This is a genomic window from Pseudomonas xionganensis (assembly GCF_009763245.1).
GTDB classification, from domain to species: Bacteria; Pseudomonadota; Gammaproteobacteria; order Pseudomonadales; family Pseudomonadaceae; genus Aquipseudomonas; species Aquipseudomonas xionganensis.
Genome location: NZ_WKJZ01000002.1, coordinates 204,171 through 229,772 on the forward strand (window position 1 = coordinate 204,171; position 25,602 = coordinate 229,772).

Below are 25,602 nucleotides of genomic sequence, written 5' to 3' on the forward strand. Positions count from 1 at the left end.
GGCCTCTCCCCCTTGAGGACTCGCCATGCACCCCTATTTTTCCCTGCAGGGCCGCACCGCCCTGGTCACCGGCGGCACCCGCGGCATCGGCCTGATGATCGCCAAGGCCTTTGTCGAAGCCGGCGCCACGGTTTATGTCTGCGCCCGCGATGCCGAGGCCTGCGCCCAGACTGCCGCCGAGCTGTCGGCCCTGGGCACCTGCCACGGCATCGTCGCCAACCTGGCCAGCGAAGAAGGCGTACAGCACCTGGCGACGCAGCTGGCGGATCACATCAGCCAGCTGGATATCCTGGTCAACAACGCCGGCACCACCTGGGGCGCCCCACTGGAGACTTATCCGGCCAAGGCCTGGGACAAGGTCATGCAGCTCAACGTGACCTCGGTGTTTGGCTGCATCCAGCAGTTGCTGCCCCTGCTGCGCAAGGCCGGCAGCGCCGCCAACCCGGCGCGGGTGATCAATATCGGCTCGGTGGCCGGCATCAGCAGCCACGGCGAGCAGGCCTACGCCTACGGCCCTAGCAAGGCCGCCCTGCACCAGCTGTCGCGCCTGCTGGCCCGGGAACTGGTCGGTGAGCATATCAACGTCAACGTCATCGCCCCGGGTCGCTTCCCCAGCAAGATGACCCGGTTTATCGCCCAGGATGATGCAGCCATGGCCGCAGACTGCGCCCTGATTCCCATGCAGCGCTGGGGTCGGGAAGCGGAAATGGCCGCCCTGGCCATCAGTCTGGCCAGCACCGCGGGGGCTTATATGACCGGGGCGATTATCCCCATCGATGGCGGCTTCCACCTGTAAGCACGGTAAGATGGCGGCGTTTTCCAGACGATCACACCGCCATGTCCTACTCCGTCTCACCCATCGGCTTTGTCCGCTCCTGCTTCAAGGAAAAGTTCGCCATTCCCCGCCAGCCGCAACTGGCGCCGGCCGCCCGGGGCGTGCTGGAGCTGCTCGCGCCTTTCGATACGGGTGAGGCGGTACAGGGGCTGGAGCAGGTCAGCCATGTCTGGCTGCTGTTCCTCTTTCACCAGGCCCTGGAAGACAAGCCACGCTTGAAGGTGCGCCCGCCGCGCCTGGGCGGCAACCAGTCGGTCGGCGTATTCAGCACCCGCGCCACCCACAGGCCCAACGGCATCGGCCAGTCGGTGGTCAGGCTGGAGCGGGTCGAGGCCGGCAAGCTGTGGCTGTCCGGCATCGATCTGCTCGACGGCACCCCGGTGCTGGATATCAAGCCCTATGTGCCCTACGCCGACTGCATAGCCGAAGCCCGCAACGACATCGCCGCCAGCGCCCCGCCGCTGATACCGGTCAGCTGGCAGCCGGCCGCCCTTGAGCAGGCCGAGCAGCATGGCCGGCGCCTGGGCGAGCCGCTGGTACAACTGATCGAGCAGTGCCTGGCCCAGGACCCGCGCCCGGCCTACCAGCAACCCCTGCCCGAACGGCGCTACGGCGCCCGTCTGTGGGATGTGGATGTGCACTGGCACTACCCGCAGCCGGGGCATATCTGCGTGCTGGAACTGACGCACGAATAACCTTGGACAGCACGCCTGAAGCCGCTACCCAGCCACGACCAGACAACAGGCAATACACAACACAATCACTTTTGTCTTATATTCGATGCAAATTGTATACAAAGTGAGAGCAGCATTATGCCGACCCGCCCCAATCGCCTTAACGGCCTGCGTCACCTGGCCCTGCTGGTGCCCAATCTGGAAGCCTGCGAACGCTTCTATGTCGATATTCTCGGCATGCAGGTGCTGCACCGCGCCAACCCGGACCTGGTCTACCTCACCTGCGGCAACGACAACCTGTCCCTGGGCCGCGCCTCGGTGCCGAGCCACGGCGAACAGGCGGTGGATCACTACGGCTTCGTGGTCGACAGCATCGAGGACCTGCATGCCTGGTACGACTACCTCAAGGCCCAGGGCGTGACCCTGCTCGATCGCCCCTTCGCCCATGGCGACGGCGCCCACAGCTTCCATCTGCTCGACCCGGCCGGTAACAAGGTGCAGCCGCTCTACCACCCGGCCATTTCCGGGCAGCGCTGCCAGTTGCCGGGCAAATAACCCCCGTCCCCGAAAAAAGGCTGGCGGTCAGCGTGCCCATGCGCTACAGCTATGCACAACCCCGTCATCAAGAGCCTGTCGATGCCTCACACGCACACACCAGCGCGCCAGTATGTACCTGCGGACAATCTGGTGGACATGCTGCTCGACGCCATCTGTGTAGTCGACAAGGAAGGGCATTTCCTCTTTGTCAGCGCCGCCTGCGAGCGCATTTTCGGCTACAGCCCGGAGGAAATGCTCGGCCGCCCGATGATCGAGCTGGTCCATCCGGACGATCGCGCCCGCACCCTGGCCGCTGCCCGGGAGATCATGGCTGGCGCGGCCAAACCCATTTTCGAGAACCGCTATGTGCGCAAGGATGGGCGCACCGTGCATATTCTCTGGTCGGCGCGCTGGTCGGATGATCAGCAGGTGCGCATCGCCGTGGCCCACGACATCACCGAGCGCAAGCGCAGTGAATCCCTGCAGAACGCCCTCTACCGCCTCGCAGAGGCGGCGCACCGGGCCGACGATGAGCAGCAGCTCTTTCAGCAGTTGCAACACACCCTCGCCGAGCAGTTGCCCAGCAGCCGCTTCAACCTGGCCCTGCTGGGGCCGGACGGTCAACAACTGGCCATCCTTGGCAGCGCGCCGGATGACATTCACAGCCAGTATGTCCATCAACTCAGCCAGCAGGTGCTGAACAGCACCCAACCCCTGCTCCTGACCGCTGCCGATGCGGCGCATCTGGGTCAGCAGAACTGGCTGCTGGTGCCCTGCCATACCCAGGCCGGCTGCAGCGGCGTCCTGAGTTTGAACAGCGATGCCCTTGAGCCGATGTACAGCAGCCGGGAACAGGAACTGCTGCAGTTCGTCGCCACCCAGATCAGCACCGCCATCGAGCGCCAGCGCATGCTCAGCCGCCTGCAGCATATGGCCCAGTACGACCAACTGACCCAGCTGCCCAACCGCAGCCTGCTGCAGGATCGCCTGCAACAGGCCATGGCCCGGGCACGCCGCGAACGGCGGCAACTGGCTTTGCTGTTTCTCGACCTGGACAAGTTCAAGCTGATCAACGACAGCCTGGGCCACGCCATGGGCGATCTGCTGCTGCAACAGGTGGCCGAACGCATTCGCCAGTGCCTGCGCGAGGTGGATACGGTGGCGCGCTTTGCCGGCGACGAATTTGTCGTGCTGCTGGAAGACTTCCATAGCAGCGACCACGCCACCCAGGTCGCCGACAAGATCCGCCAGGCCCTGAACCATCCGTTCGACCTCAAGGGCTACCAGCACCCGGTGCGTCCGAGCATCGGCATCGCCCTCTACCCCACCCATGCCACTGACCCGCAACAGCTGATCAACCAGGCTGACAGTGCCATGTACCTGGCCAAGAACAGCGGCGGCAATCGCTACCAGCTGGCCAGCTGAATGCAAAATGCCGCTGGCCCCAAGAGGCGCAGCGGCATTTTGCTGTCTATGGCGGCGGCCTATTTCTCGACAAAGGCGCGCTCGATCAGGTAATCCCCGGGTTCGCCCATGCGCGGCGACACCCTGAGGCCAAAGCTGTCCAGCACCGCGCTGGTCTCGTCGAGCATGCTCGGGCTGCCGCAGATCATGGCGCGGTCATCCTGGGGATTGATCGGCGGCAGGCCGATGTCGCGGAACAGCTTGCCGCTGCGCATCAGGTCGGTCAGACGGCCCTGGTTCTCGAACTCCTCACGAGTCACCGTGGGGTAATAGATCAGCTTCTGCTTCAGCGCCTCACCGAAATACTCGTTCTGCGGCAGGTGTTCGGTGATGAACTCGCGGTAGGCCACTTCGTTGACGTAGCGCACGCCGTGCACCAGCACCACTTTTTCGTAGCGCTCATAAGTTTCCGGGTCCTGGATCACGCTCATAAAAGGCGCCAGACCGGTACCGGTGCTAAGCAGATAGAGGTGCTTGCCCGGCAGCAGGTCGTCGAGGATCAGGGTGCCGGTGGGCTTGCGGCTGACCATCAGCTCATCACCCGGCTTGAGGTGCTGCAGCTGCGAAGTCAGTGGGCCATCCGGCACCTTGATGCTGAAGAACTCCAGGTGCTCCTCGTAGTTGGGGCTGGCGATGGAGTAGGCACGCATCAGTGGACGGCCGTTGTCCTGCTGCAGGCCGATCATGACGAACTGGCCGTTCTCGAAGCGCAGCCCGGTATTGCGGGTGGTCTTGAAGCTGAACAGGGTGTCGTTCCAATGGTGCACGCTGAGTACACGCTCGACATTCAGGTTGCTCATGCAGGTTCCCCAGAAGCACTGACGAATAGGTGGTTGCGGGGGATTCTAGGGGGGCGCAGAATATCTGTTAAGTTGATTATCAAGATATAGATTATCGGTTATATAGATATGCGATTCACCCTCAGACAACTGCAGGTTTTTGTCGCCGTGGCCCAGCAGGGCAATGTCTCCCGGGCGGCAGACTCACTGGCGCTATCGCAGTCGGCAACCAGCACCTCGCTGAGCGAACTGGAGCGGCAGACCGATTGCCAGCTGTTCGACCGCGCCGGCAAACGCCTGCTGCTCAACGCCCTGGGCCTGCAACTGCTGCCCCAGGCGGTGGCCCTGCTCGACCAGGCCCGGGAAATCGAACGCCTGCTCGGCGGCAAGAGCGGCTTCGGCTCGCTCAATCTGGGCGCCACCCTGACCGTGGGCAACTACCTGGCCACCCTGCTGATCGGTCGCTTTATGCAGCACCATCCCGAATGCCGGGTGCGCCTGCAGGTGCATAACACGGCGCATGTGGTGCAGCAGATCGCCCACTTCGAGCTGGATATGGGCCTGATCGAGGGCGACTGCCAGCACCCGGACATCGAGGTGCTGCCCTGGGTTGAGGATGAGCTGGTGGTGTTCTGCGCGCCCCAGCATCCTCTTGCCCGTCAGGGGCAGGCCAGCCTGGCGGAGCTGAGCCGCGAGGCCTGGATCCTCCGCGAGCAGGGTTCGGGCACCCGCCTGACCTTCGACCAGGCCATGCGCCATCACCCCGGCGGCCTGAATATCCGCCTGGAGCTGGAACATACCGAAGCAATCAAGCGCGCCGTGGAGTCGGGTCTGGGCATCGGCTGCATCTCGCGCCTGGCCCTGCGCGATGCCTTTCGCCGCGGCAGCCTGGTGGCGGTGGAAACCCCGGCGCTGGATCTGCGCCGGCAGTTCTGGTTTATCTGGCATAAGCAGAAATACCAGACCGCCGCCATGCGCGAATTTATCGAGTTGTGCCAGGCGCTGACAGCCGATGTCAGCCGCAGTGACCAGATCGTGCTGCCAAGCATTGCCTGAGCGGCTTAGCTGGCGGGAATCGACTCCAGCTGCTGCAGCAGCAGCGCCGCCTGAGTCCGGGTACGCACCCCGAGCTTGCGGAAGATGGCGGTGACATGGGCCTTGACCGTGGCCTCGGAAACACTCAGCTCATAGGCGATCTGCTTGTTCAGCAGGCCATCGCAGACCATGGTCAGCACGCGGAACTGCTGCGGTGTCAGGCTCGCCAGGCCGGCGCTGGCGGCCTTGGCCTCGGCACTCAGGGCCGCGGCTTCGTCGCTCTGCTGCGGCCACCAGACCTCACCATCGAGCACCTGACGCACCGCCTGCTGGATGGTTTCCAGGGAACTGGACTTGGGAATAAAACCGCTGGCGCCGAACTCCCGGGAGCGCGCCACCACGGCTGCCTCTTCCTGGGCAGACACCATCACCACGGGAATCTGCGGATACTGACCGCGCAGCAGCACCAAGCCGGAAAAACCGTAGGCGCCAGGCATGTTGAGGTCGAGCAGGACCAGATCCCAGTCGGTCTTCTGCGCCAGCTGAGCCTCCAGCTCGGCGATACTGGCGGCTTCCACCAGCCGCACATCGGGGCCCAGGCCCAGGGTCAGGGCTTGCTGCAGGGCGCTGCGAAACAGCGGGTGATCGTCGGCAATCAGGATTTCAAAAGCGGCCATGGCAGATCCTGTTCTTGTTATTCATGGGGCCAGCCGCGCTGGCCCAGGCAAAAAGCGCCTCAGCATGCCGAGACGTGACGGGGTGGTCAAGTTCGATACTTTGCGGCAAAGTCGCCGCTTTGCCCAAACGAGTATAGAAAATGCGAAGCAACACCCTGCGCGCCGACCTGCTGATGCTACTGACCGCCATGATCTGGGGGTCGGTATTTGTCGCGCAACGCCTCGGCATGGATGCCATCGGCCCCTTCCTCTATACCGGCTTGCGCTTCGCCCTGGCGGTGGTCGTGCTGCTGCCAGTCATCCATTGGCTGGAAAAACGCAACCGCCAGACTGCCCCCGTGCCCAAGCTCAACCGCCAACTGCTGCGTGGCGGGGTGCTGATGGGCCTGGCCCTGGCACTGGGCATCAATCTGCAGCAGGTCGGCCTGCTGTTCACCACTGTGACCAACTCCGGCTTTATCACCGGTCTGTATGTGATCGTGGTCCCGCTGCTGGGCCTGTTTATCGGCCACAAGACCGGCCTGGGCATCTGGCTGGGGGCCTGCCTGGCGGTGGTGGGCATGTTCTTGCTCAGCGTCGGCGAAGGCTTTGTGGTGGCCTCCGGCGACTGGCTGCAACTGGCCGGGGCCTTTGTCTGGGGTATTCATGTGCTGCTGGTGGGGTTCTTCGCCAGCCGTCACGACCCGCTGCGCCTGGCGGTGGTGCAGTTCGCCACCTGCTCAGCGATCAGCCTGATCCTCGCCCTGGTGCTGGAGGAAATCAGCCTGCAGGCCATTCTCGCCGCAGGGCCGGCCCTGCTCTACGGCGGTATCCTCGGCGTGGCCGTGGGCTTTACCCTGCAGGTGGTGGCGCAGAAGGATGCGATTGCCTCCCACGCGGCGATCATTTTTTCCCTGGAGGCGGTGTTCGCGGCCGTTGCCGGGGCCTGGATGCTGGGTGAGTCGCTGGATCTCAAGGGCTATTTCGGTTGCGCCCTGATGTTTGCCGGCATGCTCCTGGCCCAGCTATGGCCGCGCCCGGTGCCCCAGGCAACGCCGCCTAAGGCTGCAGAAAGGGCTGCAGACGCCGATGTAGCGCATCGTCCAAGTCAAGGCTGAGCTGGCGCTTGGCCGCCAGATAATGCTGGCTGAATACGTCCAGATAGGCATCCAAGGCCTCGGCCGCGCGTTCGTCGCCGGCCAGTTCCAGGCATAACGCGGCCACCTCGGCGGTACACAGGTGGTCGTCGCGCTTGGAGCGGCGCAGACGGTAGCGCGACAGCTGCTCGGGCTGCAGGCTGAGCACCGGCAGGTGATCCAGATAGGGGCTCTTGCGAAACATCTTGCGTGCTTCGGTCCAGGTGGCATCCAGCAGCACGAACAACGGCCGCTTGCCCGCCGCTGGTCGCACCTCGCTGACCACCCGCTCGGGGGCCGCATATTCCCCGGGAAACACCAGATAGGGCTGCCACTGCGGGTCATTCAGTAGCGCCGGCAAAGCCGCGTCCACCTCGATCCGCGACCAGCCGAAGGCCGAGGTGTCCTGCACCACATCGGCAATCAACCAGCCGGTATTGCTCGGCTTGAGCGCCTCCACATCGTGCATCAGCAGGCACATGGCCGAATTCGCCGGCACTTGCGGACGCCAGGCGCACAGGCAGTGGCTTGGAATCACCCGACACTGCGGGCAACGCTGGGATTTGCTGCCCCGGGCGACAAAGGGTTTGACGCTGCGGGCCAGACGGGCGGCGCGCAGACGGGCAACGGCATGGCTCATGGGAAATGCACCTGGAGGGCAAGCAGTGACAGATTCGCGGGGCGCGCAGTCTAGCAGGCCGTTGAAAAACTACCTACGTTGGCAATACTGCGTTGAAAACGGCCTCACAGCCGAAGGCTGAACGCACTTTAGTGCGGCCCCGAAGGGGTGAGCGAAGCGAATCAAATGCTCATTTACAACACGTAAACTGCGCTTTTTCGGCCGTTTTCGCCTTGTCTTGCCTGCCTCGCCTACGTTTTTCAACGGCCTGCTAGCAGAGCACGCGAATCATGACTGCCGCCAGCGCCGGCCGCTAAGATAGGCCGTAATGAACCTCAAGCGCCCGGCCCAGGTCGAATCGGCGTACTGACAGTGGAGATGCCCATGCGACGCCTGACTGCCCTGACCCTTTGCCTGTCCCTGCCCCTGCTGGCCCAAGGCACCACGCTGCAGGACTTCGAACTCAGCAAGCTGCTGGCGCAGGTCGCCCAGCAGAGCAACCAGGGCACACCGCGAGCGATCAATGCGGACATTCTCGATAAGGGCTACAGCGTGGAGGGCCATGAACTGATCAACCACCTGAGCGTACGCAGCGAACATGCCGGCAAGATGCGCGGCAACCCGGATCTGGTACGCGCTCAGCTGAGTGAAAGCGTATGCCGCAACCCGGGATTTCGCCGACTGCTGGCCCAGGGCGCCACCCTGCGCTACGAATTCAGCGAATACAAAAGCAATCGCCCGGTGACCAACGAGCGTTTCAGCAAAACCGACTGCGGCCTGGAATAAGCTCAGCCGCTGCCCTGTTGAGTGCGGCGCTGCTCATCGTCGGCACGCAGATCCGCCAGCAAGGCCTCCATATAGTGCGAACGCCTGACGCCACCTTCCAGGCGCCTAACGCACTCATCCTCCAGGCTCAGCTGATTGCTGCGGGCCGCCTGCTGCAGCAGACGGTATAGCTCCAGCTCCACATCCAGGGTCAACTTAGGCATACCTGCCCCTCCTATCCCAACGCCACGGCCCCCTTGGCCATGGCGCCCTACCACCTCAACAGCCTGTCAGCGCAGGCAGCGCGGATCGCCCTGCCCTCGCAGCACAGCCAGCTCCTCGGCCTGCAGCAGGCTTGCCACGGGCACACCACGCAGCTCGGCAGCGGCCTGCAGCACATGCACCCAGCTGCAGCCATTGGCAAACAGCATGCCGGCCTCATCCAGGGTGCCGCCACGATTGATGTAGCCCAGCACCCGGCTGTTGACCGCATCGCCCAGAATCGGCCACAGATGCCCGCGGGCCACTTCCGGCCGCATATGGGTCAGCAGCAGACGCTGGCGACACTCACCCGGGAACAGTCGCTGGACACACTCGCCGTCGGCCGCCACCTGCTGCTCCCAGCGATCACGCGGCGCCCGGAAACGCCCCGGCTCCTGTAAGTAAATCAGACGCCAGGCCAGGCCGGCGACGCTCAGACGAGCGGCAGCACGCTGCAGTTCAGCCAGTTGATAGCTGCCATTGGCAATCAGCAGCAAGGGCTGCCCGGCACCCTGCTCGGCCACCTGGATGGCACCCTCGCGGGCCAGTTGCTCGGCCTGCTGCGGGCTGAACGAAAACGGCCTGTCGCGCTTGGCGATGACCATGCAGGCCAGGGTGCCGCGGCTCTGATAGATCGCCGGCAGCAACGCCAGAGCCGAGTTGTGGTCAGCCGGAAACAGCACCCGGATCATATCGCTCATCTCACCGAGCAGGGCTTCACAGAAGGTGGTGTCCTGGTGGGACTGCTGGTTCTTGCCGTTCTCCCAGGTATGGGAGGTGGCCACCAGAGGCCAGCCCAGCCAGCCGGCGGGACGCCCGACCTCCTTCTGCTGGCGGGCGAAGATCAGGCTCTGGCGCACCGCGCCAAGCATCTTCACGCAGAAGGCTTCGTAGCTGGCCAGCAGATTCAGCCCGCCCTGATTGGCCAGGCAGGCCGAGACCACGGCCTCCTCGTTGAGGGCGGTGATAATGGCGCCATCCAGGGCTTCCAGCTCGCTCTCCGGACTGATCACCCGATGCCGCAGCGCCTTGAGCACGCCGCCCAAGCGGTTGCTGGCCAGCTCATCGGGGTTGCCGACCCGTGGCCTGAGCTGCGGATTGGCTCGCACCAGATCGACAAAAAAGCGATCCAGGGCCGCCATGGGTGAGCAGGTCTGCTGCGCATAATGCAGCGCCGGCATGTTCGGCAGCGCTGGCTGACGCTGAGCCAGCACATTGTCGCGCTCCAGCGGCCGCTGACCGCGCCGGGCGAACAGCGCGCAGGCCTGTTCCAGTTCGGCAGGCGCCACCCAGAGCGGCGCGACATGCTGATTGAACAGCTCACGAGCGGCAGCATCGGCATAGGGGCTGGCCGGCAGCGGCAGGTTGTGCGCGGCGTTGCTGCCGGCGCCATAAAAACCAAAGCCCTTGGTGGTTTCGGCAATGCCATAGGGCATCGGCAGTGGGTAACCGATCACCCCGTTGTGCAGCTCCTGCACCCGATGCTCAAGGCGCTGCTCCATCTCCCACAGGGCACAGACAAAGGCAGCCGGATCGCGGCCATCGAAACTCAACGGGTCAAACCCACATTGGCGCAGGTGCTCGCGAAAATCCTCCAGGCCATCCGGAGTGCCCAACTGGGTGCGCTGCTCGATGCGCCGGCCATTGGCGATCATCACCGGCAGGGCCACGCCGCAGTCCTCGGCACGCCACCAGCGCGGCATCCAGTCGCTGCCGCGCTGTTCCTCGGCCGCGCCATCGGAGAGAAAGGCCACCAGCTTCTCCCCCGGCAACGGCATATGGCTGTACTGCAGTTCGGCAAAGCCCAGGTAGCCGCCCTCGGCAATCCCACCGGCCGTGTGCGGGTTAACGTGACTGCCAAGGGGGATGCTGACCTGACCCTGGGCGTTCTGTGCGTAGCTGTAGAAATCACTGACCAGAGAGCTCATGCCGGCTTCACTGAAGGGGTAGCGCCGGGCCTGCTCGGGGTGCTGGTTGGCCACCAGCAGATTGAGCGCCTCGATGGCCGCCACGCAATGGCCCTGCCCCATCAGCCAGCCACGGGTTTCGCCGGTGAGGTTGTTCAGCGCCAGGTAAGCGGCATAGGCCGGCACCATATTCAGGGCGCCACCGGTATGCCCTTCAGGCACGGGCTTGAAATCCTCGGCCTGCAGCGCCTGACCATCCAGGCGCACGCGGCGGGCGTAAGTCATATGCGCCACCAGCCAGAGACCGGCAGCGCTGAGACGATCCAGGGCAATCAGGTGTCGATAGACGGTCGCCAGATCCGGCTGCACACCACCACTGACCAGCTGATGGGCCAGACGATAAACCGCTGCGCAGGTCTGCGGACTATGCTTGAGGGGACCATAGCCTTGCTGCCACTGGGCAAATAGCGGTTGTTCAGCGGCATGCTCGTCCAGTGCGGCAGCATTGGGGAATAACTGGGTCATAAGGCACTCTCCTTGGCTTCGCCGCAGTCTAGATGACGGGATCGGAAAGCCTCGTGACCTGTATCAAGACCGTTACCGACCTTTTGTCCCAAGCTGACCCCCTATCACACGACAAGGAACTCTCCATGGCCCTGCTCAACTTTCTCGGCGCAATCCAGCAAGTGACCGGTTCCAGCTACCTGATCGAAAGCCGCGACGGCGCCAAGGTGCTACTCGACTGCGGCATGCGCCAGGGCCGTCGGGAGGAACAGGAAGGCAACCGCGAGCCCTTCGCCTTCGACCCATTGGCTCTGGATGCAGTGGTGATCTCCCATGCTCATATCGACCATACCGGCCTGTTGCCCAAGCTGGCGGCAGCCGGTTATCGCGGGCCGATCTTCGCCACCGAAGCCACCTGTGAGCTGATGGAGCTGATGCTGCTGGACGCGGCCTTTCTCCAGGAAAAAGACGCCGAGTGGGAAAACAAGTGGCGCGCGCGCATGGGCAAGCCGCCGATCAGCCCGCTGTACACCACCGCCGATGCCGAGCAGGCCCTGAGCCAACGCCAGGCCATGGGCTATGCCGAACCCCGTGAAGTGGCCAAGGGCGTGCAGGTGACCTTCCATGACGCCGGGCATATTCTCGGCTCGGCCATTGTCGAAATTGCCGTGCAGGATCATCACCTGACCCGCCGCCTGGTGTTTTCCGGCGACCTGGGCAACACCTGCTCACCCCTGATGCATAACCCCAGCACCCTGAGCCGGGCCGATGTGGTACTGATGGAGTCCACCTACGGCGACCGCGATCATCGCTGCAGCGAAGACACCCTGGACGAGCTGGCGGAAATCCTGCAGCAGGCTCACCGCGACGGCGGTAATGTGCTGATCCCATCCTTTGCCGTGGGCCGCACCCAGGACCTGATCTTCTACCTCGGACGTTTCTACCAGGAGGGTCGCCTGCCGCAGCAGGCTGTCTTCCTCGACAGCCCCATGGCGATCCGCGCCAATGCCATCTACTCGCGTTTTCACGAACAGTTCGACCCACAGGACAAGGCGGTTTTCCAGAGCAAGGGCTTCAAGCGCATCGAGGACTGGCTACCGATCCTGCGCTGCACCCCCACACCGGATGAATCCATGGCGATCAACCGCATCAAGAGCGGTGCCATCATCATTGCCGGCAGCGGCATGTGCACCGGCGGGCGCATCAGCCACCATTTCAAGCACAACCTCTGGCGCAGTGACTGCCATGTGATCTTCCCCGGTTTCCAGGCCCGCGGCACTCCGGGGCGGGCCATTGTCGACGGCGCGGAAAACATCAAGGTTCTGCACCAGCGCATCGCGGTAAAAGCCAAGATCCACACCCTGGGCGGCTTCTCGGCCCATGCCGGGCAGTCGCAGCTGATCGACTGGGTCAGCCATTTCGACCACCATCCGGAGCTGTATCTGGTGCATGGCGAACTGGAGAAGATGCAGGTGCTGCAGCAGGCCCTGCGTGAGCGTCTGAACTGGATCGCCAATATTCCCGAACCCGGTGAACAAATCGCCCTGTGAGAACGTCCCAGCCCCTGGCAGCTTGCAAGCAGCCATACTGAGGATCAGGCCGCGCACAGGATGGTGTCGCGGCCACAGCAGGAGATAAGCCATGCCCTATGAAGCCGACGACTACCTGTCGCGACATTTTCAAACCAGCGGCACCGACCTGAATACCAAGCTGGAAGAGCTGAGCACCCTGGTCACCCCGCCTGGCAGCCCCAACCTGCCGCTGTACCGCGAGATGCTCAGCACCGTGGTGCATATGGCCCAGGCAGACCGCAGCCGCTGGGACGCCAAGATCATGCTGCAGACCCTGCGCGAAATGGAGCATGCCTTCAGCGCCCTGGAATCGTTCAAACGCCGCCGCAAGGTCACGGTGTTCGGCTCGGCCCGTACCCCCAAAGACCACCCGCTCTACGCCCTGGCCCGGGAGCTGGGGGCCGCCCTGGCCAGACATGAGCTGATGGTGATCACCGGTGCCGGAGGCGGCATCATGGCCGCCGCCCATGAAGGTGCAGGGCTGGAAAACAGCCTGGGCTTCAATATCGTGCTGCCCTTCGAGCAGAACCCCAATGCCACGGTGCAGGGCAGTGGCAATCTGCTGCCCTTCCACTTCTTCTTTCTGCGCAAGCTGTTCTTCGTCAAGGAAGCCGACGCCCTGGTGCTCTGCCCGGGTGGCTTCGGCACTCTGGACGAAGCCCTGGAGGTGCTGACCCTGATCCAGACCGGCAAGAGCCCGCTGGTGCCGGTGGTATTGCTCGATCAACCGGGTGGCAGCTTCTGGGAAAAGGCCCTGGAATTTATCGCCAGCCAGCTACGGGATAACGGCTATATCCTGCCAGGTGACCTGCGCCTGCTGCGCCTGGTGCACAGCGCCGAAGAAGCCACCGAGGAAATCGCCCGTTTCTACCGCAACTTCCACTCCAGCCGCTGGCTGGAGGGCCGCTTCGTCATTCGCCTCAACCATGCCCTAAGCGCCAGCGCCGTGCAGCTGGTCAACCAGCAGTTCGCCAGCCTGTGCAAGAGTGGTGACTTCCAGCAACAGGCCCGCAGCGAGGCGGAGCGTGATGAACCGGAACTGTGCGACCTGACCCGCCTGGTATTTGCCTTCAACGGCCGGGATCATGGCCGCCTGCGGGAGCTGCTGGATCTGCTTAACGATCCGCAGCACTGGGCCTAGGGGCCAGTGAGCTGACGTTCCGGCGCTGCTCGCTTGCCCTTGATCGCCAGCAAGCGGGTTCCTGCACCCTGGGCCAAGCAGCGCAGTGCCGAGACCGGGGCTGCTGGCGCTTTAGCGCCGCGCAGGGAAATAGCTCAGTCATCATCCAGACAGCCGCGCAACAGGCGCGCGACCAGATCGGACGGATAACCTCGATAACTGAGAAAACGCACCTGCTTGGCGCGCTCACGGGGATCACGGGGCAGTGCAGCTGCGAACTTGCGCTGCCAGACCTGCTGTAGCTGCTCGCTCCAGTCGACCTGTGCCTCGCGCAGTGCCTGTTCGATATCGCCCCGATTGAGGCCACGCTGGCTCAGCGCCTCACGGATGCGCAGAGGGCCGTAACCGGCGCGGGCCTTGTAGGCAATATAGGCTTGCAGATAACGCGCTTCGGACAGCAATCCCTCTTGCGTCAGGCGCTCGAGGGCTGCTTCGATCAACTCATCCGGGGCGCCGCGCTGACGCAATTTACGGGTCAGCTCCACCCGTCCATGCTCACGCCGTGCCAACAGATCCATGGCCGCCCGTCGCACGGCGACGGGGTTATCCAGCAGGCTCGTCATGCCAATACTGATCAGGCGTCCGCTTCAGCCAGCTCATCGGCGCTGGCCTTGGCCGGACCACTCGGCACCAGCAGCTTCTCGCGGATCAGACCTTCGATGGTGCGGGCCACTTCCGGGTTGTCTTCCAGGTACTTGGCCGAGTTGGCCTTGCCCTGACCGATCTTGTTGCCCTGGTAGCTGTACCAGGCGCCGGATTTTTCCAGCAGGCCCAGCTGCACGCCCAGGTCGATGATCTCGCCGTTACGGTAGATGCCCTTGCCATAGAGAATCTGGAACTCGGCCTGACGGAAGGGCGGCGCCACCTTGTTCTTCACCACCTTGACCCGGGTTTCGCTGCCCACCACCTCGTCGCCTTCCTTTACCGCGCCGGTACGGCGGATATCCAGACGCACCGAGGCGTAGAATTTCAGCGCGTTACCACCGGTGGTGGTTTCCGGAGAGCCGAACATCACGCCGATCTTCATGCGGATCTGGTTGATAAAGATCACCAGGCAGTTGGCATTCTTGATGTTGCCGGTGATCTTGCGCAGGGCCTGGCTCATCAGACGGGCCTGCAGGCCCACGTGCATGTCGCCCATCTCCCCTTCGATTTCCGCCTTGGGCACCAGGGCTGCCACGGAGTCGACGATGATCACGTCGATGGCGTTGGAGCGCACCAGCATGTCGGTGATTTCCAGGGCCTGCTCGCCGGTGTCCGGCTGCGAGACCAGCAGGTCGTCGACATTCACGCCGAGCTTGCCGGCGTAATCCGGGTCGAGGGCGTGTTCGGCATCGACGAAGGCACAGGTGGCGCCAAGCTTCTGCGCTTCGGCGATGACCGACAGGGTCAGGGTGGTTTTACCCGAGGACTCCGGGCCGTAGATTTCAACGATACGGCCCTTGGGCAGGCCGCCAATGCCGAGGGCGATGTCCAGGCCCAGGGAACCGGTGGAGATGGCGGGAATCGCCTGACGCTCATGGTCGCCCATGCGCATCACCGCGCCCTTGCCGAATTGCTTCTCGATCTGGCCCAGGGCAGCAGCCAAGGCGCGCTTCTTGTTCTCGTCCATCGGTATCCTCGTCTATTTCCTGCGGGCCCCAGCGGCCACCAACAACTGTATAAGTAGACAGTATTATTCCACAGGGCAAGTCGCCCGCCTACCCCGCATTTGGATTTTCCTCTGCCAACAGGCGCAGCAGCCCCTCTAGCGCGGCCTCGACCGTTTGTCGGCGGACTGCCTGGCGATCGCCGCTGAACTGGCGACACTGGCTAAACAGCTGTGGGCCATCGCCCCAGGCCAGCCATACGGTGCCCACGGGTTTCTCAGCCGAGCCACCGTCGGGGCCGGCCACACCGCTGACCGCCACCGCATAACGCGCTCCGCTGTGCTGCTGAGCACCGCGCACCATGGCTTCGACCACCTCGCGACTGACTGCGCCGACGCGGCCGAACAGTTCGGCGGGCACATCCAGCTGGCGGGTTTTCTGCGCATTGGAATAGGTGACGTAACCGGCCTCGAACCAGGCCGAGCTACCCGGAATGCGGGTAATGGCTTCGGCGATGCCGCCGCCGGTACAGGATTCGGCGCAGCTGACCTGGGCGCCAGCCCGTTGCAGGGCCTGGCCCAGACAGGCGGCCAGCTCACTCAGTCGATCATCGGAAGGGGACATGGGCATCTCGCAGGGTACGGCCCGAACGGGCTTCTGGCCGTACCTTACAAGTGCCCGATGGGCTTGTCACCGCAGACTCAGTGCGCCGGCTCCTTGACCCGGAACCAGGCCGCATAGAGTGCCGGCAGGAACAACAGGGTCAGGGCCGTGGCCACGATCAGACCGCCCATGATGGCCACGGCCATGGGGCCGAAGAACACACTGCGCGACAGCGGGATCATCGCCAGCACCGCAGCCAGGGCGGTCAGCACGATGGGCCGGAAGCGCCGCACCGTGGCCTCGATGATGGCCTGCCAGCGATCCAGACCGGCGGCGATATCCTGCTCGATCTGGTCCACCAGGATCACCGAGTTGCGCATGATCATCCCCGCCAAGGCAATGGTGCCAAGCATGGCAACGAAACCGAAAGGCTGGCGGAAGATCAGCAGGAACAGGGTCACACCGATCAGACCCAGGGGCGCGGTGAGGAACACCATGGCCGAGCGCGAGAAGCTCTTGAGCTGCAGCATCAGCAGGGTCAGCACCACCACGACAAACAGCGGCACACCGGCGTTGACCGACTTCTGCCCGCGACTGGAATCTTCCACGGTGCCACCCACCTCCAGCTGGTAGCCATCCGGCAGCACCGCGCGAATCGGCTCCAGGGTCGGCAGGATCTGCTTGACCAGGCTGGCCGGCTGCTCGTCGCCATAGACGTCGGCGCGCACAGTCACGGTGGGCAAACGGTTGCGGTGCCAGATGATGCCTTCCTCGAAGCCGTACTCCAGGGTGGCGATCTGCGCCAGGGGCACGCTCTTGCCGCTGTCGGTGGGCACCGCCAGGCTCGGCAGCAGGCCCAGCTCGGTGCGTTCGCTGACGGTGCCGCGCAGCAGGATCTCGATCAGCTCGTTGCCTTCGCGGTACTGGCTGACCGGCGAGCCGGTCAGGGAGCTCTGCAAGAAGCGCGACAGATCGGCGGTGCTGACACCCAGAGCACGGGCGCGCTCCTGGTCGATATTCAGGCGCACGGACTTGCTCGGCTCTTCCCAGTCCAGGTGCACATTGGTCACATGGGGGTTGTCACGCACCTTGTCGGCCACCTGACGGGCCAGCTGGCGCACCTCGTCGATATGCTCGCCGGAAACCCGGAACTGCACCGGATAACCCACCGGCGGGCCGTTCTCCAGGCGCGAGATACGGGTACGCAGGGTCGGGAACTGCTCATGCAGGGTGTCGATCAGCCACAGACGAATCTGCTCGCGCTCCTCGATGCTTTTCGCCAGGACCACGAACTGCGCCACACTGGCCGCCGGCAGCTGTTGATCCAGCGGCAGGTAGAAACGCGGCGAGCCGGTGCCGACATAGGCCACATAGTTGTCGATGCCTTCGTGCTGGTTGAGCATTTGCTCCAGACGCTTGACCTGGGCCTCGGTCGCAACCAGGGACGCACCCTCCTCCAGCTTCAGGTCAACCATCAGTTCCAGACGCCCGGAAGCCGGGAAGAACTGCTGGGGCACGAAACGGAACAGCAGGATGGACGCCACGAACAGACCGATGGTCAGCAGGATGACCGTCTTGCGCCGGCGCACGCACCACTGCACGGCGCTGCGCACGCGCTGATAGAAGGGCGTGGCGTAGGGGTCATGGCCATCGTCAGCACCGCCATGCTTGGCCGCATGTAACTTGGCCAGATCCGGCAGCAGCTTGGCCCCCAGATAGGGCACGAAGATGACCGCCGCGATCCAGGACACCAGCAGGGCAATGGCCACCACCTGGAAGATCGAACGGGTGTATTCACCGGTGCCGGATTGCGCGGTGGCAATCGGCAGAAAGCCTGCTGCGGTGATCAGGGTGCCGGTGAGCATGGGAAAGGCGGTGCTGGTCCAGGCGAAGCTGGCGGCCTTGAGCCGGTCATAGCCCTGTTCCATCTTGATCGCCATCATCTCCACGGCAATGATCGCGTCATCCACCATCAGCCCCAGCGCCAGCACCAGGGCGCCGAGGGAAATCTTGTGCAAGCCAATCCCCAGGTAATACATGCTGGCAAAAGTCATTGCCAAGACCAGGGGTATCGACAGCGCCACCACCAGGCCGGTACGCAAACCCAGGGAGAAGAAGCTCACCAGCAGGACGATGATCACCGCCTCGGTCAGCACCCGGACGAATTCGCCCACACCGGTTTTCACCGCCGCCGGCTGGTCGGACACCTTGCGCAGCTGCAGGCCCACCGGCAGGGTTTCCTGCAAGCGCGCGAACTCGCCTTCCAGGGCCTTGCCCAGGACCAGAATATCGCCGCCGGCCTTCATCGACACGGCCAGACCGATGGCATCCTCACCCATAAAGCGCATGCGCGGCGCGGGCGGATCGTTGAAGCCGCGCTTGACCTCGGCCACATCACCGATGCGGAAGGTGCGCTCGGCCACGCGAATGGGGAAATCGCGAATTTCCTGTACCGTCTGGAAACGCCCGGTCACGCGCAGCTGGACGCGATCCGTGGCGGTTTCAAAGAAACCCGCGGCCGCCACCGCGTTCTGCTCTTCCAGCGCCTGCTGAACAGCGGCCAGCGGCAGGCCCAGGGTGGCCAGCTTGGTATTGGACAGCTCGATCCAGATCTTCTCGTCCTGCAGACCGAGCAGCTCCACCTTGCCCACATCCTTGACCCGCTGCAGCTGCAGCTGGATGCGATCGGCGTAGTCCTTGAGCACCGCGTAGTCGAAGCCCTCGCCTGTCAGGGCGTAGATATTGCCGAAGGTGGTGCCGAATTCGTCGTTGAAAAATGGCCCCTGGATACCCGGCGGCAGGGTATGGCGGATATCGCTGACCTTCTTGCGCACCTGATACCAGAGGTCGGGAATCTCCTTGGAACGCATGGAGTCACGGGCGATAAAGGTCACCTGGGACTCGCCGGGGCGGGAAAACGAGACGATCTTGTCGTACTCGCCGGTCTCCATCAGCTTCTTTTCGATCCGCTCGGTGACCTGGCGCGCCACCTCTTCGGCGCTCGCCCCCGGCCAGTTGGTGCGTACCACCATGGCCTTGAAGGTGAAGGGCGGGTCTTCGCTCTGGCCCAGCTTGGTGTAGGACAGTGCGCCGACCACGGCCAGCAGCAGCATAAGATAGAGCACGATCTGACGGTTGCGCAGGGCCCAGGCGGACAGGTTGAAATCCATCAGGCTTACTCCTTGGCCGCCAGCTGCACGGTGCGGTTGTCCCGATCCACCGGGCGCACGCGCTGTCCTTCACGCAATACCTGCACACCAGCGGCCACCACCCAATCGCTGGCATCAAGGCCTTCCAGCACCGGCACGGTCTTGTCGCCGAAGGCACCAATACGCACCAGCCTGCGCTTGAGACTGGAGTCTGCGGGATCGACCACCCAGACATAGGGCTGACCCTGCTCGGCGCTCAGGGCCGACAGCGGCACTGCCAAGGGCACTTCGCCGTTGTGGGCGATAAACACCCGGGCGCTCTGGCCCAGCTCGGCCGGGGTATCTCCGGCGCTGAAGGCCACGCGGGCGGCAAAGGTGCGCGACTGCGGATCGGCCGCCGGCGACATCTCGCGGATACGGCCGGGAAAACGCTGATCCGGTTGCGACCAGAGCTCCACCGCGACCTCCTGGCCCACCTTGAAGCGCTCGAAGGCTTGCTCCGGCAGACTGATCAGTACCTCGCGCTCGCCATCGGCAGCCAGGGTGAAGACCGTTTGTCCGGCCGCCACCACCTGCCCCACTTCCACCATGCGGCGGGCCACCACGCCGTTATCCGAAGCACGCAGCACGGCATAGCCGGCCTGGTTGTTGGCCACGTTGAATTCGGCGCGCACCTGCTTGAGGCGGGCCTCGCCGGCGCGATAGAGATTCTCGGTATTGTCGTACTGCGAGCGACTGACCAGGTTGCGCGCCAGCAGGGTCTTGTAGCGTTCACGCTCGGCGCGCACCGTCTGCAGATTGGCCTCGGCCGCCGCCACCTGGGCCCGCATGGCCTCCAGCTGCAGGCGCACATCCTGGGGGTCCAGTTCAGCCAGGGGCTGATCCTTCTTTACCCGCTCACCCACCTCCACCAGGCGCTTGGCCACCTTGCCGCCGATACGGAAAGCCAGTTCCGGCTCCAGCCGTGCCCGCACCTCGCCCGGGTAGGCATCCATCAGTTCAGCCGACAGCTGCGGCTGCACCACCATGGCCGGACGCACGGCGACCTCGGTCGACTCACCGTTGCCACAGGCGGCAAGCAACGCAATTAGACTGGCAGGCAACGCGACAGACAGGGCATGACGAAACATGATGACTAACCTTTGTGGAGGCTATGGAATATTTGAACTGACAGGTATAGTAAAAATAGCAAACTCATCAGTCCAGTATTAAAACGAGCCATGTCAAACAAAGTGTTGCCACCCAGCGGCCCCGGCCGCCCCAAGGATCTGGCCAAGCGCCAGGCCATTCTGGAAGCGGCCAAGACCCTCTTCCTCAGCAATGGTTATGACGGCAGCAGCATGGATGCGATCGCCGCCGAAGCTGGAGTATCCAAGCTCACGGTGTACAGCCATTTCACCGACAAGGAGACCCTGTTCGCCGCTGCGGTGAAGTCCAAGTGCGAGGAGCAGTTGCCGGAGTTGCTGTTCGAGCTGCCAGCGGAGACACCGATAGAAACGGTGCTGCTGAATATCGGTCGCGGCTTCCACCGCCTGATAAACAGCCGCGAATCGGTGGAGCTGCATCGCCTGATGATCAGCCTGGCGGCCCAGGACTCCAAGCTGTCGAAGATGTTCTTCGACGCCGGGCCCCAGCGCGTGCTCAACGAGATGGAGCATCTGCTCAGGCAGGCTAACCAGGCCGGCAAGCTGCGTATCGCCAACCCGGCAGGTGCCGCCGACCAGTTCTTCTGCCTGATCAAGGGCGGGGCCAATTTCCGCCTGCTGATTGGCTGCTCCCCGGCACTGGAGGGAGATGCCGCCGAACAGCATGTGCAGGAAGCGGTGCAGGTATTTCTGCGCGCCTATCAGGCTTAATCGGCTGTGAGCTTTTTCTTCGGATAGATATCGTAGCGGCTGGATTTGCCCTCCAGCACATAGCCCGGCTTGACGCCGTCAATGGGCGGCGCCTTGCGTGGGCGCTTGACCACCACCCGGTGGCTGGCCAGTGCCAGGGCCGCTTGCAGCAGCGCCGGCGCATCCAGGTCGTCGCCGACAAAGGGGCGGAACAGGCGCATTTCCTTTTTCACCAGCGCACTCTTGTCACGATGCGGGAACATGGGGTCCAGGTAGATCACCTGGGGCGGCTCGCCCTGCCAGGCGGCCATCAACTCGATGGCATTGCCGGTCAACAGCTGCATGCGCGCCACAATACCCGCCACCTCGGCATCCCGGGCGGCCCGCGCCAGGCCATCGTCCAGCAGCGCGGCGATCAGCGGCTGACGCTCGATCAGGGTCATATGACAACCCAGGCTGGCCAGGACAAAGGCATCGCGTCCCAGGCCCGCCGTGGCATCCAGCACCCGCGGACGCACACCAGGGGCAATCCCCACGGCCTTGGCAATCATCTGCCCACTGCCACCGCCGAACTGACGCCGATGGGCCAGCGCGCCTTCGACAAAGTCCACCCGCACCGGTCCCGGCGCCTGGGGGCCGAGTTCGACCAGCTGCAAGCCTGCCTCGCCCAGCTGCAGGGCAAACTCGCTGTCGCCGTCCAGTGGTAAATCCAGGCGTTTTGCCCAGGCTGCGGCGGCGATCTGCAGGTGATCGGCCAGGGCCTCGACCCGGACTCTGGTTATATGCCCAACATCAGTCATCAGAAAATATGCTCAAAAAACACTCAATTGGCTGGCGAAATGGCCGATAGCCTATACAGGCGGCATTTTGCCAGACCCGGCAGCCCAGAGCCGCAACGAGTTCGCCATGTTCGATGTTCTTTCCGCACCACGGGCCAACCCCTCGCCCGCCCACCACGATTCAATCGACCAGACCCTGGATGAAGGCAAGCGCGCCTCCCTGGACTACCAGATCCTGCGCCGCACCCTGATGATCGAGCAGGACGAGCCCTCATCCACACCGCCCCCCGCTGCCGAGTCCAGCGCAGAACCACCCGCTATTGCCAGCCAGGCCAGTGCTTTCGAGCAGGTGGTGGCGCAGCGCGAACTGGAGCTGAATATCAGCGCCCCGGCACAGCCGCAGAAAACCGACCCGCTTGTGCTGGATCTGGCCGGTAACGGCTTCAGCACCAGCGGGTTGCAACGCCCGGTGCAGTTCGACCTCGATGGTGATGGCCGCTCCGAGCAGATCAGCGTGCCCACCGGCGACGACGCCCTGCTGGCCTGGGATCGCAACGGCAATAGACGCATCGACAATGGCCGCGAGCTGTTCGGCGATCAACACGGCGCCGCCAATGGCTTTGCCGAGCTGAGTAAATTTGACGACAACCAGGATGGTCGCATCGACGCCGCCGACGCCATCTTCGATCAGCTCCTGCTGCTGCGCTTCGATGCCCAGGGCCGGCAAAGCACCCAGAGCCTGGGCCAGGCCGGGGTCAGCGCCATCCACCTGGAGGCCCGCGACGTCAAGATGGCGCTGGGGGCCTATGATGAAATCGCCCAGCTGGGGCGTTTCGACTTCAGCGATGGCCGCAGCGGCCAGGCCGCCGACCTGCTGCTGGCCCAGCGCTAACCTGCGCCTATAACAGCCCCAGCTGCGCCTGCGACACGCATTCCGGCCACTCGGGCAACGCCGGCAAGCCGGGCAAGCGCGCCATCAGCTGCCCATGAAAGCGCTGCGCCAGCTGCGGAGCCAGGCGATTGTCTGCGGTATGCAGAAACACATAAGGCGTTCGCCCCACTTCGATCCAGGCCGCCACCTTGTCCAGCCAGGGCCGCATAAAGGGGTCATTGGCCGGCAATTCGGGGTGCCCAATAAAGCGCAGCTGCGGGGCCTGGCTAAAGGCTGTCGGACGTGGCGGCAGACGCGGCTTCTTGGCCTGGGCGTGCAGCACCGCCGCATCGCGCGAGGTGCAGCTGAACAGCGCCCGGGAGTCCAGGCAGATGCGTTCGATGCCGCGTTCATGCAGCAGCCGGTTAAGCCGGCGCTCTTCCTCATCCCGGGCGAAAAACGCCGGATGACGTACTTCGACCGCCAGCTCCCCGGCCGACCAGGGCTCGATAAAGCCGATCAGCTCGGGCAAGCGCTGCGGGCCGAAGCTGGCCGGCAACTGCAACCAGTAAGGCGTGACCCGCGCACCCAGCGGCGCCAGTAGTTTGCGAAATGCCTGGGCCGGGTCGAGCTGCTCGCGCAGATCGGCGGCATGACTGATGCGGCGCGGCAGTTTGGCGCAGAAGCGGAAATGCGCCGGCATCTGCTGGGCCCAACGCGCCACACTGGCCGCCGAGGGGTCGGCATAGAAAGTGGTATTGCCTTCAACGGCATTGAACAGGCCAGCGTACAGGGCAAGAAAATGGGTGCTGGAGCTGCCTTCAGGGTAGAGCGAGCCACGCCAGGCCGGCTCGCTCCAGGACGGGCAACCAAGAAAATAGGGCAACATCAATGTGCAGGCTTAGGCGTAAAGATCCAGCCCCAGCACCTGCTGCGCGTCGGCTTCACCGGCAAAGCTCGCAGTGCTGCTGTAACTGGCAATGGCCTGGGCGGCGCGGTTGTTCAGCTGCGGCTGGTAGAGCTGGTCCTGCGGGCGTGCAGGCAGGTTATCGCTGCTGGCGGAGCTGGCCTGCACGGTACGTACCTGCGGCGTCTGCTCCAGGCCCTGAGTACTGGCAGGGCTGGCTGGTTGCTCACGGCGCTCCTCAATCTCGCGTTGGGCTTCGCGAAACGGCGTAACCGCCGCCCCACCCCGGGGGCTGCGATCAGGCAAATAGGCAGGCGTGAAGCCGTCGATACGCATCAGATACTGCTCGGCAATGACGCAAGGTTGAAGGACGCAGGTACAGGCAATCTAGCCGTGCGCCGCACGCTTGGCAATCGCCCCTGACGACAGTGCTCGGCCAACGCGACAAAAGGCATCTATTGTGGCGCCTTGGGTGTGGCCACCTGATCACGCAGGTACACCGGCTGGGCCTGATCGGCGGCCACGCCTTCACCACGCCCCCAGGCGAAACGGGCCAGGCTCAGCAGGTCTTCGGCATGGGGCAGCATGGCTGGCGACTGAGCGCTGACTGTCAGCGGAATACGCGCGGCAAAGGTGCCCCAACCGGTACCGGCGCCAAACCACTCACCCGTGGCATCCCGCGGCAGACAGGCCTGCTCCGGCGCCAACACGGCCTCCAGGCCCTGCAGGCGCATCTCGTCCTGTTCGGCGCGATAGCAACCCCAGTAGACCTCATCCATCCGTGCATCGATGGCCGCCGCCACCTGCTGCGCGCCATGCTCGCGCAGACTGCGCTGGGCCAACACGGCCAGGTTGGACACCGGCAGCACCGGGCGTTCCAGGGCAAAGGCCAGGCCCTGCACCACGCCAATGGCGATACGCACCCCGGTAAAGGCTCCCGGGCCACGGCCGAAGGCGATGGCATCCAGCGCGCTCAGGGGCACACCGGACTCGGCCAGCAACTGCTTGATCATCGGCAGCAGGCGCTGGGCGTGCAGACGCGGGATCACTTCATAGTGGCTGGTGACCTTGCCGTCATGCAGCAGGGCAACCGAGCAGGCTTCGGTGGCGGTATCCAGGGCCAGCAGCGTGGTCATCGGGGCATCCGGTCAAGAAAAAGGCGGGCATTATAAACGCCAACGGCCCGCAAGCGGGCCGTTGAACGCAGACAGCAGGATCAGCTCAGGGCAGCCAGGACCTTGGCGGTGATTTCATCCACCGAGCCGACACCGGCGATGGCGCTGTACTTCGGCGTGCCGTCGGCCGCTGCGAGCTTCTGGTAGAAGTCCACCAGGGGCTTGGTCTGCGAATGGTAGACCGACAGACGGTGACGTACGGTTTCTTCCTTGTCGTCATCGCGCTGGATCAGCTCTTCACCGGTTTCGTCGTCCTTGCCGGCGACTTTCGGCGGGTTGTGCTCGGTGTGATAGACGCGACCGGAAGCCGGATGCACGCGACGACCGGCGATACGGCCGACGATTTCCTCGTCGTCTACGGCGATTTCCACCACATGATCGATGGCCACGCCGGCCTGCTTGAGGGCTTCGGCCTGGGGAATGGTGCGCGGGAAACCGTCGAACAGAAAGCCGTTGGCGCAATCGGCCTGGGCAATGCGCTCCTTGACCAGATTGATGATCAGCTCATCGGACACCAGACCACCGGCATCCATCACGCTCTTGGCCTTCAGGCCCAGTTCGGTGCCAGCCTTGACCGCGGCGCGCAGCATATCGCCAGTGGAGATTTGCGGAATACCAAATTTCTTGGTGATGAAACCAGCCTGAGTACCTTTACCGGCACCTGGCGCCCCCAGCAGAATCACGCGCATCTGATGTGCTCCTCAAGATTTGAATAAAAATCGTCGGACTCGCCTCGTGGGGCCAATCTCAGAATTGTTCAGGCAGCAGTGC

At 64.0% G+C, this 25,602-nt stretch carries 26 protein-coding genes; 11 read left to right on the top strand and 15 right to left on the bottom strand.

The window, feature by feature from the left end; genetic code table 11:
* Positions 1-25 precede the first annotated feature (25 nt).
* From GJV18_RS13560 to GJV18_RS13575, 4 genes are all read left to right on the top strand, one after another.
* Positions 26-796 carry an SDR family oxidoreductase gene (locus tag GJV18_RS13560; RefSeq protein WP_160346472.1) on the top strand — a complete coding sequence of 257 codons (771 nt, stop codon included), beginning with the start codon at positions 26-28 and terminating at the stop codon, positions 794-796.
* A 41-nt stretch (positions 797-837) separates the two neighbouring features.
* Positions 838-1,530, top strand: coding sequence for a tRNA (N6-threonylcarbamoyladenosine(37)-N6)-methyltransferase TrmO (gene tsaA / locus GJV18_RS13565; RefSeq protein WP_160346474.1), 693 nt, complete (start codon positions 838-840; stop codon positions 1,528-1,530).
* Between the two features lie 117 nt (positions 1,531-1,647).
* Positions 1,648-2,064 carry a VOC family protein gene (locus GJV18_RS13570; protein ID WP_160346476.1) on the top strand — a complete coding sequence of 139 codons (417 nt, stop codon included), beginning with the start codon at positions 1,648-1,650 and terminating at the stop codon, positions 2,062-2,064.
* An 81-nt stretch (positions 2,065-2,145) separates the two neighbouring features.
* Positions 2,146-3,471 carry a GGDEF domain-containing protein gene (locus GJV18_RS13575; protein ID WP_160346478.1) on the top strand — a complete coding sequence of 442 codons (1,326 nt, stop codon included), beginning with the start codon at positions 2,146-2,148 and terminating at the stop codon, positions 3,469-3,471.
* Positions 3,472-3,530: 59 nt separating this feature from the next.
* Here the strand turns inward: GJV18_RS13575 and fpr are convergent, their stop codons facing one another.
* On the bottom strand, positions 3,531-4,310 hold the full coding sequence (gene fpr / locus GJV18_RS13580; protein WP_160346480.1) for a ferredoxin-NADP reductase: 780 nt from the start codon (positions 4,308-4,310) through the stop codon (positions 3,531-3,533).
* A 108-nt stretch (positions 4,311-4,418) separates the two neighbouring features.
* Between fpr and GJV18_RS13585 the strand changes: the two genes are divergently transcribed.
* A complete protein-coding gene (locus tag GJV18_RS13585; RefSeq protein WP_160346482.1) occupies positions 4,419-5,345 on the top strand; it encodes a LysR family transcriptional regulator in 927 nt (308 codons plus the stop codon).
* 5 nt (positions 5,346-5,350) lie between these two features.
* On the opposite strand, the gene erdR is transcribed toward GJV18_RS13585, so the two are convergent.
* On the bottom strand, positions 5,351-6,001 hold the full coding sequence (erdR, locus tag GJV18_RS13590; RefSeq protein ID WP_160346484.1) for a response regulator transcription factor ErdR: 651 nt from the start codon (positions 5,999-6,001) through the stop codon (positions 5,351-5,353).
* A gap of 140 nt (positions 6,002-6,141) precedes the next feature.
* Between erdR and GJV18_RS13595 the strand changes: the two genes are divergently transcribed.
* Positions 6,142-7,098 carry a DMT family transporter gene (locus GJV18_RS13595; protein WP_160346486.1) on the top strand — a complete coding sequence of 319 codons (957 nt, stop codon included), beginning with the start codon at positions 6,142-6,144 and terminating at the stop codon, positions 7,096-7,098.
* On the opposite strand, the gene GJV18_RS13600 is transcribed toward GJV18_RS13595, so the two are convergent.
* Complete coding sequence (locus tag GJV18_RS13600) at positions 7,040-7,756, bottom strand: tRNA-uridine aminocarboxypropyltransferase (protein WP_160346488.1); 717 nt, start codon at positions 7,754-7,756, stop codon at positions 7,040-7,042. The genes GJV18_RS13595 and GJV18_RS13600 overlap by 59 nt on opposite strands.
* Before the next feature lie 363 nt (positions 7,757-8,119).
* Between GJV18_RS13600 and GJV18_RS13605 the strand changes: the two genes are divergently transcribed.
* Positions 8,120-8,521: a PA3611 family quorum-sensing-regulated virulence factor gene (locus GJV18_RS13605; protein WP_160346490.1), complete on the top strand. Its 402-nt coding sequence runs from the start codon at positions 8,120-8,122 to the stop codon at positions 8,519-8,521.
* Between the two features lie 2 nt (positions 8,522-8,523).
* Here GJV18_RS13605 and GJV18_RS13610 read toward each other — a convergent pair whose 3' ends face one another.
* Both GJV18_RS13610 and GJV18_RS13615 read right to left on the bottom strand, forming a co-directional pair.
* Positions 8,524-8,724 (bottom strand): hypothetical protein, encoded by a 201-nt coding sequence (locus GJV18_RS13610; RefSeq protein WP_160346492.1) that lies wholly within the window; start codon positions 8,722-8,724, stop codon positions 8,524-8,526.
* A gap of 66 nt (positions 8,725-8,790) precedes the next feature.
* On the bottom strand, positions 8,791-11,193 hold the full coding sequence (locus GJV18_RS13615) for a phosphoketolase family protein (RefSeq protein ID WP_160346494.1): 2,403 nt from the start codon (positions 11,191-11,193) through the stop codon (positions 8,791-8,793).
* A gap of 125 nt (positions 11,194-11,318) precedes the next feature.
* Between GJV18_RS13615 and GJV18_RS13620 the strand changes: the two genes are divergently transcribed.
* Both GJV18_RS13620 and GJV18_RS13625 read left to right on the top strand, forming a co-directional pair.
* Positions 11,319-12,722, top strand: a complete 1,404-nt coding sequence (locus tag GJV18_RS13620; RefSeq protein ID WP_160346495.1) for an MBL fold metallo-hydrolase RNA specificity domain-containing protein — start codon at positions 11,319-11,321, stop codon at positions 12,720-12,722.
* Positions 12,723-12,813: 91 nt separating this feature from the next.
* Positions 12,814-13,884 (top strand): LOG family protein, encoded by a 1,071-nt coding sequence (locus tag GJV18_RS13625; RefSeq protein ID WP_160346497.1) that lies wholly within the window; start codon positions 12,814-12,816, stop codon positions 13,882-13,884.
* A gap of 134 nt (positions 13,885-14,018) precedes the next feature.
* Here the strand turns inward: GJV18_RS13625 and recX are convergent, their stop codons facing one another.
* The 5 genes from recX to GJV18_RS13650 all read right to left on the bottom strand — a co-directional run bounded on the left by recX (position 14,019) and on the right by GJV18_RS13650 (position 20,394).
* Positions 14,019-14,486 carry a recombination regulator RecX gene (recX, locus tag GJV18_RS13630; protein WP_160346498.1) on the bottom strand — a complete coding sequence of 156 codons (468 nt, stop codon included), beginning with the start codon at positions 14,484-14,486 and terminating at the stop codon, positions 14,019-14,021.
* An 11-nt stretch (positions 14,487-14,497) separates the two neighbouring features.
* Complete coding sequence (recA, locus tag GJV18_RS13635) at positions 14,498-15,535, bottom strand: recombinase RecA (RefSeq protein WP_160346500.1); 1,038 nt, start codon at positions 15,533-15,535, stop codon at positions 14,498-14,500.
* 88 nt (positions 15,536-15,623) lie between these two features.
* Entirely contained in the window at positions 15,624-16,136 is a 513-nt protein-coding gene (locus tag GJV18_RS13640; protein ID WP_160346502.1) for a CinA family protein, read from the bottom strand.
* 77 nt (positions 16,137-16,213) lie between these two features.
* Positions 16,214-19,285, bottom strand: coding sequence for an efflux RND transporter permease subunit (locus GJV18_RS13645; RefSeq protein WP_160346504.1), 3,072 nt, complete (start codon positions 19,283-19,285; stop codon positions 16,214-16,216).
* Positions 19,286-19,290: 5 nt separating this feature from the next.
* Positions 19,291-20,394, bottom strand: coding sequence for an efflux RND transporter periplasmic adaptor subunit (locus tag GJV18_RS13650; protein WP_160346506.1), 1,104 nt, complete (start codon positions 20,392-20,394; stop codon positions 19,291-19,293).
* A 90-nt stretch (positions 20,395-20,484) separates the two neighbouring features.
* On the opposite strand from GJV18_RS13650, the gene GJV18_RS13655 reads away from it, so the two are divergent.
* Positions 20,485-21,120 (top strand): TetR/AcrR family transcriptional regulator, encoded by a 636-nt coding sequence (locus GJV18_RS13655; RefSeq protein ID WP_160346508.1) that lies wholly within the window; start codon positions 20,485-20,487, stop codon positions 21,118-21,120.
* On the opposite strand, the gene GJV18_RS13660 is transcribed toward GJV18_RS13655, so the two are convergent.
* Positions 21,117-21,899: a class I SAM-dependent methyltransferase gene (locus GJV18_RS13660; protein WP_160346510.1), complete on the bottom strand. Its 783-nt coding sequence runs from the start codon at positions 21,897-21,899 to the stop codon at positions 21,117-21,119. The genes GJV18_RS13655 and GJV18_RS13660 overlap by 4 nt on opposite strands.
* A 106-nt stretch (positions 21,900-22,005) precedes the next feature.
* On the opposite strand from GJV18_RS13660, the gene GJV18_RS13665 reads away from it, so the two are divergent.
* Positions 22,006-22,770, top strand: a complete 765-nt coding sequence (locus GJV18_RS13665) for a hypothetical protein (protein ID WP_233280174.1) — start codon at positions 22,006-22,008, stop codon at positions 22,768-22,770.
* 7 nt (positions 22,771-22,777) lie between these two features.
* On the opposite strand, the gene GJV18_RS13670 is transcribed toward GJV18_RS13665, so the two are convergent.
* The 4 genes from GJV18_RS13670 to adk all read right to left on the bottom strand — a co-directional run bounded on the left by GJV18_RS13670 (position 22,778) and on the right by adk (position 25,520).
* The gene (locus GJV18_RS13670; protein WP_160346511.1) at positions 22,778-23,638 is read right to left on the bottom strand and encodes a DUF72 domain-containing protein; all 861 of its coding nucleotides are present in this window, start codon (positions 23,636-23,638) and stop codon (positions 22,778-22,780) included.
* A gap of 12 nt (positions 23,639-23,650) precedes the next feature.
* On the bottom strand, positions 23,651-23,992 hold the full coding sequence (locus GJV18_RS13675; protein ID WP_160346513.1) for a hypothetical protein: 342 nt from the start codon (positions 23,990-23,992) through the stop codon (positions 23,651-23,653).
* 119 nt (positions 23,993-24,111) lie between these two features.
* Entirely contained in the window at positions 24,112-24,792 is a 681-nt protein-coding gene (tsaB, locus tag GJV18_RS13680; protein ID WP_160346515.1) for a tRNA (adenosine(37)-N6)-threonylcarbamoyltransferase complex dimerization subunit type 1 TsaB, read from the bottom strand.
* Positions 24,793-24,872: 80 nt separating this feature from the next.
* The gene (gene adk / locus GJV18_RS13685; protein ID WP_160346517.1) at positions 24,873-25,520 is read right to left on the bottom strand and encodes an adenylate kinase; all 648 of its coding nucleotides are present in this window, start codon (positions 25,518-25,520) and stop codon (positions 24,873-24,875) included.
* Positions 25,521-25,602 lie beyond the last annotated feature (82 nt).

Coding starts and splice junctions, on each gene's coding strand:
- GJV18_RS13560 (WP_160346472.1), top strand. CDS start 26: ATGCACCCCTATTTTTCCCTGCAGGGCCGCACCGCCCTGGTCACCGGC.
- tsaA (WP_160346474.1), top strand. CDS start 838: ATGTCCTACTCCGTCTCACCCATCGGCTTTGTCCGCTCCTGCTTCAAG.
- GJV18_RS13570 (WP_160346476.1), top strand. CDS start 1,648: ATGCCGACCCGCCCCAATCGCCTTAACGGCCTGCGTCACCTGGCCCTG.
- GJV18_RS13575 (WP_160346478.1), top strand. CDS start 2,146: ATGCCTCACACGCACACACCAGCGCGCCAGTATGTACCTGCGGACAAT.
- fpr (WP_160346480.1), bottom strand. CDS start 4,310: ATGAGCAACCTGAATGTCGAGCGTGTACTCAGCGTGCACCATTGGAAC.
- GJV18_RS13585 (WP_160346482.1), top strand. CDS start 4,419: ATGCGATTCACCCTCAGACAACTGCAGGTTTTTGTCGCCGTGGCCCAG.
- erdR (WP_160346484.1), bottom strand. CDS start 6,001: ATGGCCGCTTTTGAAATCCTGATTGCCGACGATCACCCGCTGTTTCGC.
- GJV18_RS13595 (WP_160346486.1), top strand. CDS start 6,142: ATGCGAAGCAACACCCTGCGCGCCGACCTGCTGATGCTACTGACCGCC.
- GJV18_RS13600 (WP_160346488.1), bottom strand. CDS start 7,756: ATGAGCCATGCCGTTGCCCGTCTGCGCGCCGCCCGTCTGGCCCGCAGC.
- GJV18_RS13605 (WP_160346490.1), top strand. CDS start 8,120: ATGCGACGCCTGACTGCCCTGACCCTTTGCCTGTCCCTGCCCCTGCTG.
- GJV18_RS13610 (WP_160346492.1), bottom strand. CDS start 8,724: ATGCCTAAGTTGACCCTGGATGTGGAGCTGGAGCTATACCGTCTGCTG.
- GJV18_RS13615 (WP_160346494.1), bottom strand. CDS start 11,193: ATGACCCAGTTATTCCCCAATGCTGCCGCACTGGACGAGCATGCCGCT.
- GJV18_RS13620 (WP_160346495.1), top strand. CDS start 11,319: ATGGCCCTGCTCAACTTTCTCGGCGCAATCCAGCAAGTGACCGGTTCC.
- GJV18_RS13625 (WP_160346497.1), top strand. CDS start 12,814: ATGCCCTATGAAGCCGACGACTACCTGTCGCGACATTTTCAAACCAGC.
- recX (WP_160346498.1), bottom strand. CDS start 14,486: ATGACGAGCCTGCTGGATAACCCCGTCGCCGTGCGACGGGCGGCCATG.
- recA (WP_160346500.1), bottom strand. CDS start 15,535: ATGGACGAGAACAAGAAGCGCGCCTTGGCTGCTGCCCTGGGCCAGATC.
- GJV18_RS13640 (WP_160346502.1), bottom strand. CDS start 16,136: ATGTCCCCTTCCGATGATCGACTGAGTGAGCTGGCCGCCTGTCTGGGC.
- GJV18_RS13645 (WP_160346504.1), bottom strand. CDS start 19,285: ATGGATTTCAACCTGTCCGCCTGGGCCCTGCGCAACCGTCAGATCGTG.
- GJV18_RS13650 (WP_160346506.1), bottom strand. CDS start 20,394: ATGTTTCGTCATGCCCTGTCTGTCGCGTTGCCTGCCAGTCTAATTGCG.
- GJV18_RS13655 (WP_160346508.1), top strand. CDS start 20,485: ATGTCAAACAAAGTGTTGCCACCCAGCGGCCCCGGCCGCCCCAAGGAT.
- GJV18_RS13660 (WP_160346510.1), bottom strand. CDS start 21,899: ATGACTGATGTTGGGCATATAACCAGAGTCCGGGTCGAGGCCCTGGCC.
- GJV18_RS13665 (WP_233280174.1), top strand. CDS start 22,006: ATGTTCGATGTTCTTTCCGCACCACGGGCCAACCCCTCGCCCGCCCAC.
- GJV18_RS13670 (WP_160346511.1), bottom strand. CDS start 23,638: ATGTTGCCCTATTTTCTTGGTTGCCCGTCCTGGAGCGAGCCGGCCTGG.
- GJV18_RS13675 (WP_160346513.1), bottom strand. CDS start 23,992: ATGCGTATCGACGGCTTCACGCCTGCCTATTTGCCTGATCGCAGCCCC.
- tsaB (WP_160346515.1), bottom strand. CDS start 24,792: ATGACCACGCTGCTGGCCCTGGATACCGCCACCGAAGCCTGCTCGGTT.
- adk (WP_160346517.1), bottom strand. CDS start 25,520: ATGCGCGTGATTCTGCTGGGGGCGCCAGGTGCCGGTAAAGGTACTCAG.